Origin of the sequence: Microcystis sp. MC19 (assembly GCF_003019735.1) — a bacterium.
Taxonomy (GTDB): domain Bacteria; phylum Cyanobacteriota; class Cyanobacteriia; order Cyanobacteriales; family Microcystaceae; genus Microcystis.
In genome coordinates this window covers 4,033,525-4,048,202 of the sequence record NZ_CP020664.1, presented here as the reverse complement: position 1 = coordinate 4,048,202, position 14,678 = coordinate 4,033,525, and the positions used below count along the sequence as shown (strand labels likewise).

Below are 14,678 nucleotides of genomic sequence, written 5' to 3'. Positions count from 1 at the left end.
GGCAAACCATGCGATCGGAAACCGAATCGTCTCCTTTAGAGGTTAGCAAAACCACAAAACCCCCTCGATTAATTCTAGAAGGTTTATACGCTTTCTCGCCTAATCGGGAAACCCTAGGGGGAACCTCTTATCTTATTGTAGAAAATACCGGCAATATTCTGGTGGATTGTCCTAGCTGTGAGGAGAGCGAGCGGGATTTTCTCCGAGAAAAGGGTGTCCGTTACCTATTTTTTACCCATCGCGGGGGTCAGGGGAAACAGAGCGATTCTCTGCAAAGTTTACTTGATTGTGAGATTATTCTACAGGAACAGGAAGCTTATCTGCTTCCTCACCGTCAAATTACCGTTTTTCAGCAGCAAATCCAGTTATCTCCCACTTGTAGCGGTTTTTGGACTCCTGGCCATTCTCCCGGCTCCTCCTGTCTCTACTGGAACCGTCATGGGGGGGTTTTATTTACCGGTCGTCATCTTCTCCCCGACACTAAGGGTCAACCGCAACCCCTACAGACCGCGAAAACTTTCCACTGGCTGCGGCAATTGCGATCGCAAGAGTCCATTTTAGACCGTTTTAGTCCAGAAACCCTCTCCTATCTTTGTCCGGGAGCTAATACTGGCTTTTTGCGCGGTCGGGGAATTATCGATCGCGCCTACGAAAAAATCAGCGCCAATCCTCTTAACTAGGGTTTGCGGCAAAAAGTTTTTCATGGGGGCAGGGTGTGGGGTGTGGGGTTTTACCGATTTTCATGTGGTCGTACTAAATCCGGTTATTAAAAACTGATTATTTATTCTCCGTTTGGCATGAGTGCCTCTCCTGATATGTAGCCTATACTCAACGGATGGCCGTATCACTTCCGATTTTACCACTCAATCCAAGCTTTTGGGGGGTAGAACCCCCCAAACCCCCCGTTGGGGGCGTGGCGCCGCCCCCAAACCCCGGAGCGCATTAGTTTTTCGGTGGGATGCTTACACGCAGCCGCTGACGCATCTGTAATAATTTAAGAGTCACTCCCCTTGCAGGAGTGCCTCTCCTGATATGTGGCCTATACTCAAGGGATTTAGTATGATTGACGAATTTGCGTTATTTCAGTTTCTATTTTCCAGTCAGTCAGGAGTTTCAGGCCTTGTTGCCCTGCTTTTTTGTATCAGCTTGTGTACGACAAGAAGGATAATGCAAGGTTTTTGGCTCTCTTATTCTTTGTGTGGTCAGTTTAACTTATATAGTAGTGATCGATCTCTGTGTCCTTTGTGTCTCTGTGGTTTGTTCCGCACCTAAGAGAGCCGACTTTTTAGAAGCTGTATCGTTCAATTCCCAGAAATTATGAATTTAACCGTTAAAGACTTGGGTGAACAGGGATTGCTACCGATTCTGCAAAAATATTGTCCTGCGGAGATTATCGGTGATGATGGGGCGATTTTATGCCTCAAGGATGGTTACTCTCTCGTTGTCACCACTGATGTTTTAGTTAATAACGTCCACTTTAGCGATCTTACTACCTCTCCCGAAGATGTGGGCTGGCGAGCGGCGGCGGCTAATTTATCCGATTTAGCGGCTATGGGGGCAGAACCCCTGGGAATTACGGTAGGATTGGCTTTAACTCCCAATCTAGCCATCGATTGGCTAGAAGGACTCTATCGGGGTCTTAGCTCTTGTCTGCAAGTATATCAGACGGCGATCGTTGGGGGCGATGTCTGTCGGGCCACGGAGATTAACATCAGCATCACCGCCCTGGGACAAGTGGCAAAAAATGAAGAAATTAGACGTTTTAACGCAAAAGTTGGCGATAGTATCGTTATTACTGGTTATCACGGTTTATCGCGGGCCGGATTAGAGTTACTCTTTCACCCTGAAACCGGGAGGAATTTAAATTCCGCCCAAAAAAAGCGATTAATCCAAGCCCATCAACGGCCGCGACCGAGACTTGATTGCATACCACATTTACAAAAAATTGTCAAGCAATTTCCCATCGCGGGCATGGATAGCAGTGACGGGTTAGCAGATGCCATCATGCAAATTTGTCGCTGTAGTGGGGTTGGTGCCGAAATCGAGAGGATTCCCCTGCATCCAACCCTGAAAGAATATGTAGGAGCCGAAAAAGCTCTAGAATGGGCTTTATACGGCGGTGAAGACTTTGAGTTAGTTTTGTCTTTGCCCCCGGACAGTGCCAGAGAATTGTTGGAGAAAGTGGGGGAAGAGGGGGCGATAATCGGTCAAATTGTCCCCGGGAAAGAGATAAAATTAGCCGATGGTAGAAACCTCAGTTTAAGCTCCGGATTTCAACATTTTTAGCCTCTATAAATCGCCAAAACCTTTCTTTTTCTTGATTTTCTTCGGTTTTTTCGGGCTGCCACCTTGACCGCGGAACCCCGGTTGATTGCCACCGCCAAACATTCCGCCACCCATCCCGGGCATCCCCGGCATAGCGGGCATTTGTCCCCGTCCCATCTGTTGCATCATCGATCGCATTCTGGTGAAATTAGTAATTAGTTTGTTAACTTCCGTTTCCGGATGTCCCGAACCTTTGGCAATGCGACGACGACGATTAGGAGACTTAGCCAATAAATCGGGGTTAGCGCGTTCCTCCGTGGTCATGGAATTAATCATCGCTTCCGTGCGTTTTAACTCTTTTTCGCCCTTTTCGATGTCTGTCCCGCTCAGTTTGCCTAGACCGGGGATTAACTTGAGGACTCCCCCCAGGGAACCCATATTTTTTAACAGCCGCATCTGTTTGAGGAAGTCATTAAAATCAAACTTAGCCTCTAAAATCTTGGCCTGCATTTTGGCTGCGTCTTCTAGGTCTAACTGTTCCTGAGCTTTTTCCACTAGCGTCAGGACATCACCCATATTGAGGATGCGACTGGCAAGGCGATCGGGATAAAATGGCTCTAAAGCTTCTACTTTTTCGCCAACCCCAACAAATTTAATCGGTTGTCCCGATATTTGCCGCACTGATAGGGCCGCACCGCCGCGAGTATCGCCATCAAGTTTGGTAAGAATCGCCCCCGTGATGCCGATTTGTTGGTGAAAAGTGTTGGTAAGACTGGCCGCTTCCTGACCGGTCATCGCATCCACCACTAATAAAGTGTCGTCGGGCTTGACAATTTTCTTGATTTGTGCTAGTTGGCCCATCATCTGGGTATCTATTTGCAAACGACCGGCGGTGTCGATGATAACGGTATCTACGCCCAATTCTTTGGCTTTTTCCACACCTTGACGGGCGATATCGACGGGATTAGCCTGAGAACCCATCTCGAAGACGGGAACATTTATCTGTTTACCGAGGGTGATTAATTGGTCAATGGCCGCCGGACGGTAAACATCGGTGGCCACCATCAGGCAGCTTTTGGACTGTTTGCGGAGATATAGGGCTAATTTGGCGGTGGCGGTGGTTTTTCCCGTCCCTTGCAACCCGGCCATTAAAATTACGGTGGGGGGTTTATCGGCCTGAGCTAGGGGAACGTTGCTTTCCCCCATAATTTTAACTAATTCATCATAGACAATTTTGATAAATTGCTGACCGGGATTGACTCCGGAAATCACTTCAGCGCCGAGGGCTTGTTTCTCGACCTCAGCAATAAATCCCTTGACTACCTGTAGGTTAACATCTGCTTCTAATAAAGCCCGCCGGACTTCTTTGAGGGTTTCTTGTATATTGGCCGAGGAGATTTTATCTTGACCTCGTAATTTTTTCCATGCGTCTTCTAAGCGGTCGGCCAGTGCGTCGAACATAGTTTCGGAATTAAATTTTTAACTAGATCGATTTTATCTCAAATGTCGGGGGAAGACCCCCGTTCTTACCCTGTCATTAGTCTCGGACTTGCATGGTGCGGCCAATCTCCCGGTGTGGGAGAGTGAGCAGCGGGGAGAAACAATCGATAATTGGGTTTTTAAAGTGCGATTTACTTACCAGCCACTTCTAAATCCTTCAATTCTAACTTTTGATTGCTCAAAAATAGTCGTAATTTTAATAAACTGAGAGTTTGACCGAGATTGAGGGGAAGGAGGGAAATGCCTTCTAACCGCGATTGTAACCAACCATCGCCCCAATACCATTCGTGATAGCCATCGATACCTTGACTCAAAAGCAAGCGTAAACACTGGTCATTGGCCAGTAAAACCTGATGTTGTACGGGAATTAAACCTAACCAAGAGGTAAAAGTCAAACCTTCCTCTAATTTATCGGGTAGATTGGGCGAGAGCATTTGCGGCCACAGCCATTGACGGAGATGAGCAGTTTTGAGCAAACTATCCCGGATAGCCTGTTCACGGGCCGAGATTTCGATACGCAGCTGACTTTGTTGAAAATTGCCGAACATATTGTTGTCTGATAATTTTTGTTAAGTTAGTTAAAGAATAACTAAAAATCGGGACAGCGTTTTCCAAGGATAACAGTAAGTAGTATGGCAGATAAATTAATCCGCGCCACGGCCGCCGATAGCGGAATTAGAGTAGTCGGAGTGATTACCACTCGTTTAACCGAAGAAGCTCGCCAAAGACATAAATTATCTAACGTAGCCACCGCCGCTCTCGGCCGCACGATGGCATCGGCTTTACTCTTGGCTTCCAGTTTAAAAAAACCAGGTTCTAGGGTCAATATTCGCATTAAAGGCGACGGACCCCTGGGGGGTGTTTTAGTTGATGCCGGACTCGATGGCACGGTGCGGGGTTATGTGGACTATCCCCAGGTGGAATTACTCCCCAATGCTAAGGGTAAATTAGATGTGGGTCGCGCGGTGGGTAACAAGGGTTATGTGCGAGTCCTACGGGAAGAAAAAGGCGAGGAGAGAAATGAACTTCAAGAAAGCATCGTCGAGATAGTTTCTGGGGAAGTGGGGGAAGATATCGCCTACTATCTAGACCAATCGGAACAAATTCCCTCCGCTTTGCAAGTGGGGGTTTTTGTCGGTACGACCACAGGAGTGACGGCAGCCGGGGGAATTTTATTACAAGTTCTCTCTAAAGAAGCGGCCCGGGATGAGGTCTTAGTGGCTCGTTTAGAGTCGAGATTGCGAAAATTAACGGGATTTACGCCCCTTTTACGGGCGGGAAAAAGTCTAGAAGATATTTTTCAGGAACTTCTGGGAGATATGGGTCTAGAAATTTTTCCGGCTGTGCAGCTGCTGCGTTTTGATTGTGATTGTTCTTTTGAACGGGCCCTAGGAGCTTTAAAATTCCTCGGGGTCGATGAATTAAAAGATATTATCGAAAAGGATAAACAAGCGGAAGCCGTCTGTGAGTTTTGTCGGGAGGTATATAGCGCCGACGAGAGACAATTAATCGAATTAGTCGAGTCCCTACAAGCTGAATCTTGCTGAGAAGTTGGGCAATGAGCGCCATTAGGGTAAAATCTATCTAAAATATCTGCCGGGGAGTAGTGAATGTCTAAAGGAAAAGAATTAACCGAAAATCTAGTCAAACGAGAATCGATTGACTCCCTGACTCGTTGGCCAGAAAAAACTAAGTCTTTTCTTTTTCTCCTTTGGTACCGATACCAGCATCGTTTCACTTGGAAAGTTTGGGCGGCTTTATTTGTGGTGGTCTTTGGCGGTGTTGGCTTTCTCGCCACTTGGCAGTTATTCAATATGCAGAAGTCGCCCAATTGCCCGAAAATCTTCTGGCCTATCGCTTCTGCCTCCCTGCGTCTCTACTGCGCTCAACTTTCCGCCGATAGTCGCACCGTGGCAGGTTTACTCGAGGCAATTGCCCTGGTGGAAGCTTTACCCGAAGACCATCCCTTGCGCTCGCAGGTTAATCAACAGGTGGAAGAATGGGCGCGAGATATCCTGAATTTGGCGGAAAAAGACTATCAAGCGGGAAATTTAGAGCAAGCGATCACTAAAGCTCGTCAAATCCCCAATAATATGGCAGTAGCGGCAATTATTGAAGAAAGAATCGCTAAGTGGCAAGGAACTTGGACGGAAGGCAACGAGATCTTAAGCAAACTAGAGGAAAATCTCCGCGCTTCCAACTGGAATCAATCTTTCCGTCTGGCAGTGGATTTATTGAACTTAAATAACGAATATTGGGCAACGGTTAAATATAATGAAGCGCTCGCTAAAATTACCGTCGCCCGGGAAGATAGCAGTAAATTAGATAATGCCTTTAATCTCTTTGCCCGGGGCGGTCTCGACAATTGGTTGAAAGTCATCGAAGAAGCTAGAAAAATTCAAGCCAGCAGTTATGCCCATCAGGAGGCACAAAAATTAATCGGGAAAACCGAGGATAAACTAAAAGAATACGCCGAAAGATTAATTAAGCGCAAGCAATGGCAAGCTCTCCGGGATTTGGCTAACCAAACCCCCAAAGACCTCAAAATTAAAGAAGATGTCACCGATTGGTCCGTCTTGTCTGAAGCGGCCTTAGATGCGGAAGCCGGCACGGTGGACGGATTGGAAGCTGGCATACTGGGACTAGAACAAATCGACCCTTCTCGACCCCTCCATCAAATGGCCCTAGGCATGAGGGAGCGCTGGCAGTTACAGGTACAGGATCTAAGAATACTGTCCGAGGCTAGGGATTTAGCACAAGCTGGGACGGTCGAACAGTATAGCGCCGCTATCGCAAAAGCGGGCGAGGTTCCCCGGGATAATCCCCTCTGGTGGCAAGCACAGCAGGAAATTGGCTCTTGGAATCGTCAAATACAAGTGATTGAAGACCGGCCGATTTTAGAACGGGCCAGGGAAATCTCTATCCCCGGCGATATTAATTCCCTCAGTAACGCTATTATTCAGGCCCGGGCCATTGGCAAGAATCGGGCCCTATACCGAGATGCTCAACGGGAAATTGGCGGCTGGCAAGGGCGGATTGAACGCATGGAGGATCAACCCATTTTAGATCAGGCCCAAGCTTTGGCCAATCTCAAAGACTATAGCACAGCGATCGAAACTGCCAATCAAATTCCCCCCGGTCGAGCGCTTTCCTCGGAAGCGTCCCAAAATATCCGTCTTTGGCGCCGAGAGTTGCGGGCCCGTCAAAATCTCCAGCAGGCTAATCAATTAGCGGCGACGGGAACCCCAGAAGGTTTAACCCGGGCGATTGCTTTAGTTACCAATATTTCCACTAAAACCGATGCGGGTGTGCAACGGACTGAATTGCTGGAACGTTGGAGTTATCAGCTTTTGTCTTTAGCCACGGACCTGGCTAATAATGGCCGTTATCTGGAAGCTATTGGCCTGGCTGAATCCGTATCCCCGGAAAGTACGGCTTACAGTTCGGCTCGCTCCCAAATGCAAGGCTGGCGCAATATTCTCCAACCTCCGGCCCCGGCGCCAATAGTTGAATCAACTCCCCTTTCCCCAGAGTCCCCGATAGAAACACCAAGTCCGGGTCAATAATCAGTTTTAGAGGCTGTTTTTGCCGTGGATTACCCCTAAAAAAGTCCCCCATCCCCAGGGATCTGTCCAGTTAAATCTGTATTATACTAAATCCGGTTATTAAAGACTGATTATCTATTCCTCCTCTTGCCCCTTGCCTATCCTGATGATATTTAGCCTATACTCAACGGATTTAGTATAAAAACCAATTTAGTATAAATTGCCAAAAAATAACCAAAGCCAATTTTAAAAAGATAATAGTTGTTATCAATTAAGTTAATCAATCAAGCAAAAAACAGATCTCCGTAATTTCTATAAACCTCCTGCATAATTAATTTTTCATGGTTCAAAAATAGCCAAAATAAGGATTAAATAACATAAAATCTGTCAATAGACCATTTAACTGATTATTATTCATTCTTAATTCTCCTGACTACTGACTACTGGCTACTGACTCCTAACCCTAAAAACGATTTTTGATTTCTGCAAGAGGTCTTATGAAAGCAAGTGAGGTACTGGATTTATATGCCAAGGGCAAACGCAATTTTACAGGAGTAAAATTAAAAGGACAGTGTTTTCAAGGAAAGAATTTATCGGGGGCTAATTTTAGTAAAGCTGACCTCCGTGGCACTAATTTTCAAGGGGCTATTTTAGAGAAAACTAAATTTACCGAGGCTAGGGCAGGATTACTAAGGCGCGGTCAGCTACAATTAATTTTAATTTCTTGGTTAATAGCGGCTATCTGCGCCTTTGTGTGGGGATTAGCTGGTTATTATCTAGCTTTAATGCTGGTGACAGATGTAACCGGATTTAAAATCATTGGTGCGGGTATAATCACGATTTTATCTCTAATTTACGGAATATTTTATCGTCAGCGAGTTGGGGGATTGCCCTTAGTTTTATCCTTGATTTCTGGCCAAGCAATAAGTTTTACCCTAGCAATTGTCATCAGCTTAACTTTAACTTTATTGACAGTAATTATATTAGCTTTTCAAGGGGCATTAGCAGGAATAGCTGTGATGAATGTAACTTTTTCTATAGCTTTGATTTTTGGGGTTTGTGGTACTTTATTCACCGCTTATCTGGCCTGGTTATCCCTAGAAGAATCGAGAGAAACGCTTGCGAAATCCATGGCCATTGCTTTTTTAGCCAGTAAGGGTACAAATTTTTGCGGGGCAAATCTCCAAGAAGCGGATTTCACGGGAGCGCAGTTAAAAGCCACTGATTTAAGGGCAAAAGATTTAACTAGAACTCGATTTTATCTGGTATCGGGCATCGAGCGAGCGCGTTGGGAAAAGACAATTCTGTCCGAAGTTGCGATGAGAAATCTTCTGGTGACTGGTCAAGGGGAAAATAAAGCTTATATTGGCTATAATTTTCGCGGACTGAATCTTTACGGGTATAACTTCAAAAATGCCAACCTGACTAGGGCAAATTTCAGCGAGGCAAATTTAGCCTACGCTAATCTAGAAGGGGCTAATTTAGCCCATAGTAACGTGATGAGAGCCAATTTACAGGCAGCCACCCTGACGGGCGCTTGTATCGAAGCCTGGAAAATCGCCGAAAATACCAATTTAGAAGGGGTTGATTGTGATTATATCTATTTAATTGAGTCCGAGGAAGAGCGCCGTCCCAGAGAGGGAGAATTTGGGGAAGGGGAATTCCGGCAATTGGCCCTGGAGCAACGAAAATTGTATATTAACGAATAAGTGGACTTCTGCCTAATATTATCTCAAGGCTAAAATTCTGTCTAGACAAGAAACTTGCCCAAATAAAAATGATTTTAATGGCCCCCAGATTTTTTCGGTTAAAACGACGGATATAAATTTCAGTGTAGCACGACGGGGTTTTAAACCCAAATTGACGAGACACGAGCGGAAAAAACAGCCTTCTGAACCTGCCCATTGAGGGAATAGATGTTCAGACAGAGAGAAAAGTCTTGTCTGGAAACTCCACCGATTAATCATAACTGAGAATTTTTTTAGCTGATGCTTGATTTTTTTCGGTAAATAGGGAATCGGGAACAGTAAAAAAGCAATATTCGTCGTCAATCTGGATAAATAATCGGTAAATTCCCTAAAAACTCAGATATTCTCGAGAATATGACCTTAAAAACCGCGATTATGACCATAAAATTTCCCTGGCCCTTAGTTTTAGGATTATCTATTGTTATTATTGACAATGGGCAATATTTGAGAGCAGAAACGGTAACTTTGAGCGAAAGTCAACGGCAACAACTGCGATCGCTAGATGCTAAGATTATTTTACCTAACTATATCCCCCCCGGATTTCAGGCCAGCGAGATTAAAATCCTCGCAGAAGAGGGGAAAGGATACGCAGTACTCTTTGAAAATGCCGAGAATAGCTGTTTTTTGGTGGAAGGAATCGAAAACGCCAGGGGCGATGATGGTTTAGAATTAGAGGGAACCCTAGCGCTCAATTCCCCACTATTTGGAGAAGGATACTGGCTTAATTATGGTACACCCAAAGACTCGGAATTAAGGCAACAATTCCCCGAACCCGATTTGTATTCCGATTGGATGAAAATGGGAGAATATTTTTATCGTCTCAGTGGGGCATTAATTGCCCGGGAGGATTATGATTATCCTAATTGCCGTCAAGATATTTCCCCATCGGAAGCGGTTAAAATAATCGAATCTTTTGGAGATAACAATTAAATTGAATTTATCTACAGTCATTTCTAATCTACAACAAAAAGGCAAGGAGCGGTTAGCTTGGTCTGATTTTTGTTGGTTAGGATTAGTAATAATTTTGGGACTGGTTATTAGGTTAACACAATTAACGAGCAAACCTCCCTGGACGGATGAATTTGCCACTATGGTTTTTAGTATTGGCAATAATTACCAGATAGTGCCGTTAAATCAAATAATTTCCCTAGACACTTTATTAGCACCTCTCCAGAGCAACCATCAGGCAACTATTGCCGATGTAATTAAATTAGTTATTCAGGAGGACAATCATCCACCTTTATATTTTATTTTCGCCTATCTCTGGAATAAATTATTCTTTGATCGGGGAGAATATGTATCTTTAGAAGGAATGCGATCGCTGGCAGTATTTTGGGGAGTTATTTCGATTCCTCTAATTTATTTTATCAGTAAATTGGTCTTTAAATCTGGCTCGATCGCTTTTCTGTCGGCGATTTTAATGGCGGTTTCTCCCTACGGAGTTTTTATCTCCCAAGAAGCACGCCATTATACTCTAGCGGTTGTATTTGTCCTCATATCTTTAGGCTGTTTTCTGAGGGCAAGCGGCAAAATTGTTCACCGTCAGAGAATATCCTATACTTTGGGTTTTTTCTGGTTAATTGTCAACTGTCTAGGGTTATTAGTTCACTATTTTTTTAGTTTAACTATCCTAGCGGAAGCGATAACTTTATTATGGATTTTATTCAATCAAATCAAACAAAAAAACTTTTGGATAACTAATTGGTGGCGTTTAAGTTTAGTTTTTTTAGGTAACTTGAGCTTTATTATTATTTGGTTTATCACGGTTGTCCCCAAAGATTATGGCAATCAGATGACCGGTTGGATTCAGAGAGAGAATGATAGTTTTTTGGCAGTAATCAGCCCCTTTTTTCAATTGCTGGGAACATTAATTACTATGCTTTCCCTGCTCCCAGTCGAATCAGAATCTTTAATAATTATCTTGATTTCTGGGGCAATAATGATCGGTTTTTTTCTCTGGATTATCCCACAATTAAAAACAGCATGGCTAGACTGCTATAAACCAGAATTAGGCATTCTCTCGGCATTTTTCCTCAGTTCAATTGCTATTTTCTTTGTCATCACCTATCTGCTTGCGATCGATATTACCCGGGGAGCTAGATATAGTTTTGTTTACTTTCCCTCGGTAATTTTAATTCTAGCAATTTTATTAGATAATTGTTGGCATAGGCAGCGGAAAAGAATAGTAATTATTGTAATTATCATGGCTTTAGTTAGTTCCCTAAGTGTTACTTTTAATTTAGGCTATCGTAAGTATTATCGCCCAGATAAATTAGTTACCACTATCGAAAATAATAGCCGTTATACGTTAGTAATTGCCACTAGCTATAGGAGTTTGGTGCAGGTGGGAGAAATGATGGGAATTGCTTGGGAATTTAACCAAAGATTTCCCGATAAAAACCCTAAGTTTCTCTTAGTTAACTCAGAACAAAAGCCAAATTTTAATCTGTCATCTTCTCCCCCTTTTGAATTATGGCTAATTAATTTCCATTCTGCAATAGATCTATCGGACTGTCAACTCTCAGAGTTATCCTCCAATTATGTAACGGGTTATCAATATCAAAAGTTTCTCTGTGGGCGCTCGATGGAGTATAATAACAAAGTTAAGTAGGGCTATTAACTATGATTATTTGGGTAAATGAACAGATTGACCCCTGCGGTTTAGTACAAGCTTGTATTGCCTGTCAAGACGAACAAGCGGCAAAAGATTGTCATCAAAGTTGGTTAACCAGTCTTACGGACGAACAAAAACAAGCGGGATGGGTGGCAGTTTTAAGAACCGTAGAATCTTGGGATGATGTACCTGTAAATGCCCTGAAGTTAAGTTATTAACTAGGGTTTGCGGCAAAAAGTTTTGCGTGGGTGTGGGGTGTTTTTAAAGTTGAATGGGGAGTTAATCCCACTATTAACAACGTCAATCGATGACAAAATTTTGGCTGCCAGAGCTTTGAGAGCAAAAACAGGCGAAAAGACAGAAGAGAAAGGAGATATCTGGCTAAAATAACGTCAGTTTCGGTTAAGCAGATTGGGTGCATCTCACATTTGCAGAAATACCGATAATCAGCAATTATCAGTGACTCTTAGATGATGACAAATGTATCAGCAGCTGCCTGTAAGCATCCCACCGAAAAGCTAATGCGCGGGGGGTTTGGGGGCGGCGCCACGCCCCCAACGGGGGGTTTGGGGGGTAGAACCCCCCAAAAGCTGGGATTGAGTGATAAAATCGCAAGTAACGCCCAATTTTATCGAGGAGTTTCCCCGTAAAAATCCCAACTTGGTAGATTTACAAACATGAGATGCACCCAGCAGATTTTGCCATGACTTTCAGGAAAGAATAGGACTGACTGGCTAAGGTAAAATTAGGGTTTCGGCTTATCTTGAACTGAGGTTAAAATAAAAAATATTTCAGTTATCAATTTTTCATGAATATCAGACAAGAAATCACTTTATTGATGATGTGCATGGCATTTTCGAGTACATTTTTCGGTGAGGTTTTCGCTGCTCCACGTCTTGACTGGCACAGTGCCGATTTTGAAGGTCTGCGAGTAATTGCCGAGTCAGCTTGGAAGACCGAATACGAAGCAAAGAAACGCGGGGAAGAACTACACTTCAAATATGAATTTCAAAATCTGGGTATTCTTTGGATTCCTTACTATAGTAATCTATCGGGAAAATCGCTCTATCAAACAATTATCGTTCCAGAGGGCAATTGTGATCGATTTTTACAAGAGAATATTCGACGAATCAATCGCGATGCCTACTGCTTTACACCCAGTAATCGTGGTTTAGCCCCCAACCGTCGAGGTGGTCGGATTTTCTAATTTTATATCTCCCTGGCTGTGGTAATTCTCAACTCAATTTTAGAGTGAGCAAGAAGGCTAAAGCCTAAAATAAAAAAGAGGGCAGGTTTTACCCCACCCTTTGATCCTACTTTAAACGAATTACTAACCGGCGATCGGGTTCCACGCCGCGACTTTCCGTGGTTAAATCGTTTTCTTCCTGAAAAAAGGCATGGATTTGGCGACGTTCCGCCGAAGATAGGGCTTTTAATTCTATTTCCTGTCCTGTTTGCCGCACTTGCGTCGCCGCTTGATTCACCCAGTCGAAAAGTTCTGACTGTCTTTGTTGACGATAGCCATTGATTTCGACAATATAGAACTGATGTTCTGCCAACTCGACACCAATATTCAGAATCGTATTAGCTAGGGATTGAATCGCATCCAGTCCCTCACCCTTATTAGCGAGGAGGAGTTCCACTTGTTGGGGACTCAATTGACTACTATCAATAATTAACCAACAGGAGGAAGGTCCAGTTCCCAATTCCTGCACTCCAATCTGGACATCTGCGGTCATGGCCATCAACTTTAGCAGTTTTTCCAGCCATTGTTTAGCGTTCTCGCTATTTTGCTCCCATATACTCATTACGATGTTTTTTCCTTTTTCTTGCTAGAACGTTTTTCAAAGGGGAGAGCATCGCGGGATTTTTCCGTTTTTTCCTGTTCCGCTACCAATTTTTGCAGGTTTTCCGGTAAAGGTTCCCGCATCAAAATCACCGTTTGAATAGTTTGGAAGATGTTCGCGGTTAAGATATACATCAATACCCCCGCCGGTAAGGGGAAAAACAGGAACATCATACTAAAAATTATCGGGGTGATTTTATTCACCGTTTGCTGTTGTTGGGCTGCTCCCCCCGAAGGTGCGCCGGCACCGGATAACTCTTGGTTAACATAGATACTAATACCGAAAGCGATCACCATCGCCAAGATATCCCAGTGAATTTCACCATTGGCACCGGTTGCCCCAATTCTTCCCAGGGCCTCAATAAAGAGAAAACCCGTATTAGCGGCAATCCCCGGCACGATAACTTTAATACTGGCATCTCCGGGGGCTAAAGCGACGATGGAACCGTCTTCATTAACCTGCACCAGTTCTTGCCCTTTAAGCACCTCGTAGGTGGGTTTTAGGTTATTTTCGGGTACTTCCGTGGCTAATTGGCTTAAAGACTTGCCCTGGTCGTTTTGCAAGTCGATTTTTACCTGTTCTCCCGGGGCGATTTTATTGCCTTGGGGTAAAAAGGCGGTAATGGGATAGTGGAGAGACTCGTCAATATAGACGTTTTGGGGTTTGGTGGCATAGGGTTGGCGCTGCACGAGGGCGATTTGTTCAGCCGGCAGCACCTGTAAATCGACGGTATAGTTAATATCCGAGAAGGGGGAACCCCGCAGCGTCGCAAATAAAGCCAAAAGAATCGGCATTTGTAATAGCAGGGGTAAACAACCGGCCAGGGGATTGCCCAACTCCTGCATTAATTTGCCCATTTCCTCCTGTTGTTTTTGCGGGTCATTTTTGTAGCGTTGTTGAATTTCTGCCTGTCTTTCCTTCATCAAGGGTTGAGTGATTCGCATTTTTCTCATATTGCGAATCTGGCCGGCACTGAGGGGAAAGACGGCAAATCTCACCACCAGCGTTAAAGCAATGATGGCGAAACCGTAACTATGCACAATCCGAAAGAAAAAATCTAGGATTGGCAACATGATATTTGTGGAAATAAATCCGACTCCAAAATCCATGGGTTTAATCTATGTCTTCTCGTTTAATGGGGTGGCACTGTAACAAATCT

The 14,678-nt window shown here is 44.2% G+C and carries 13 protein-coding genes; 9 read left to right on the top strand and 4 right to left on the bottom strand.

Annotated features, from left to right (window positions below; genetic code table 11):
* The first annotated feature begins 8 nt into the window (after positions 1–8).
* A complete protein-coding gene (locus tag B5D77_RS20630; protein WP_008196433.1) occupies positions 9–680 on the top strand; it encodes a hypothetical protein in 672 nt (223 codons plus the stop codon).
* 637 nt (positions 681–1,317) lie between these two features.
* A complete protein-coding gene (thiL, locus tag B5D77_RS20620) occupies positions 1,318–2,286 on the top strand; it encodes a thiamine-phosphate kinase (protein ID WP_008196436.1) in 969 nt (322 codons plus the stop codon).
* Positions 2,287–2,289: 3 nt separating this feature from the next.
* Here the strand turns inward: thiL and ffh are convergent, their stop codons facing one another.
* Both ffh and B5D77_RS20610 read right to left on the bottom strand, forming a co-directional pair.
* Positions 2,290–3,726: a signal recognition particle protein gene (gene ffh / locus B5D77_RS20615; RefSeq protein ID WP_008196438.1), complete on the bottom strand. Its 1,437-nt coding sequence runs from the start codon at positions 3,724–3,726 to the stop codon at positions 2,290–2,292.
* Between the two features lie 170 nt (positions 3,727–3,896).
* Entirely contained in the window at positions 3,897–4,313 is a 417-nt protein-coding gene (locus tag B5D77_RS20610; protein ID WP_106909556.1) for a hypothetical protein, read from the bottom strand.
* A gap of 84 nt (positions 4,314–4,397) precedes the next feature.
* Between B5D77_RS20610 and hslO the strand changes: the two genes are divergently transcribed.
* From hslO to B5D77_RS20575, 7 genes are all read left to right on the top strand, one after another.
* Entirely contained in the window at positions 4,398–5,312 is a 915-nt protein-coding gene (hslO, locus tag B5D77_RS20605; protein ID WP_008196441.1) for an Hsp33 family molecular chaperone HslO, read from the top strand.
* A 63-nt stretch (positions 5,313–5,375) separates the two neighbouring features.
* Positions 5,376–7,331: a chromosome segregation ATPase gene (locus B5D77_RS20600; RefSeq protein WP_106909555.1), complete on the top strand. Its 1,956-nt coding sequence runs from the start codon at positions 5,376–5,378 to the stop codon at positions 7,329–7,331.
* Positions 7,332–7,807: 476 nt separating this feature from the next.
* Positions 7,808–9,019 (top strand): pentapeptide repeat-containing protein, encoded by a 1,212-nt coding sequence (locus B5D77_RS20595; RefSeq protein WP_008196445.1) that lies wholly within the window; start codon positions 7,808–7,810, stop codon positions 9,017–9,019.
* 393 nt (positions 9,020–9,412) lie between these two features.
* Complete coding sequence (locus tag B5D77_RS20590; RefSeq protein ID WP_008196448.1) at positions 9,413–9,988, top strand: hypothetical protein; 576 nt, start codon at positions 9,413–9,415, stop codon at positions 9,986–9,988.
* Between the two features lies 1 nt (position 9,989).
* Entirely contained in the window at positions 9,990–11,669 is a 1,680-nt protein-coding gene (locus B5D77_RS20585; RefSeq protein ID WP_106909554.1) for a glycosyltransferase family 39 protein, read from the top strand.
* An 11-nt stretch (positions 11,670–11,680) separates the two neighbouring features.
* Entirely contained in the window at positions 11,681–11,890 is a 210-nt protein-coding gene (locus B5D77_RS20580; protein ID WP_002739214.1) for a hypothetical protein, read from the top strand.
* 590 nt (positions 11,891–12,480) lie between these two features.
* Positions 12,481–12,879, top strand: coding sequence for a hypothetical protein (locus B5D77_RS20575; protein ID WP_008196473.1), 399 nt, complete (start codon positions 12,481–12,483; stop codon positions 12,877–12,879).
* Positions 12,880–12,985: 106 nt separating this feature from the next.
* On the opposite strand, the gene B5D77_RS20570 is transcribed toward B5D77_RS20575, so the two are convergent.
* Positions 12,986–13,480: a R3H domain-containing nucleic acid-binding protein gene (locus tag B5D77_RS20570; protein ID WP_106909553.1), complete on the bottom strand. Its 495-nt coding sequence runs from the start codon at positions 13,478–13,480 to the stop codon at positions 12,986–12,988.
* Positions 13,480–14,628 (bottom strand): membrane protein insertase YidC, encoded by a 1,149-nt coding sequence (yidC, locus tag B5D77_RS20565; RefSeq protein WP_008196477.1) that lies wholly within the window; start codon positions 14,626–14,628, stop codon positions 13,480–13,482. The genes B5D77_RS20570 and yidC overlap by 1 nt, the downstream gene beginning before the upstream one ends.
* Positions 14,629–14,678: the final 50 nt, after the last annotated feature.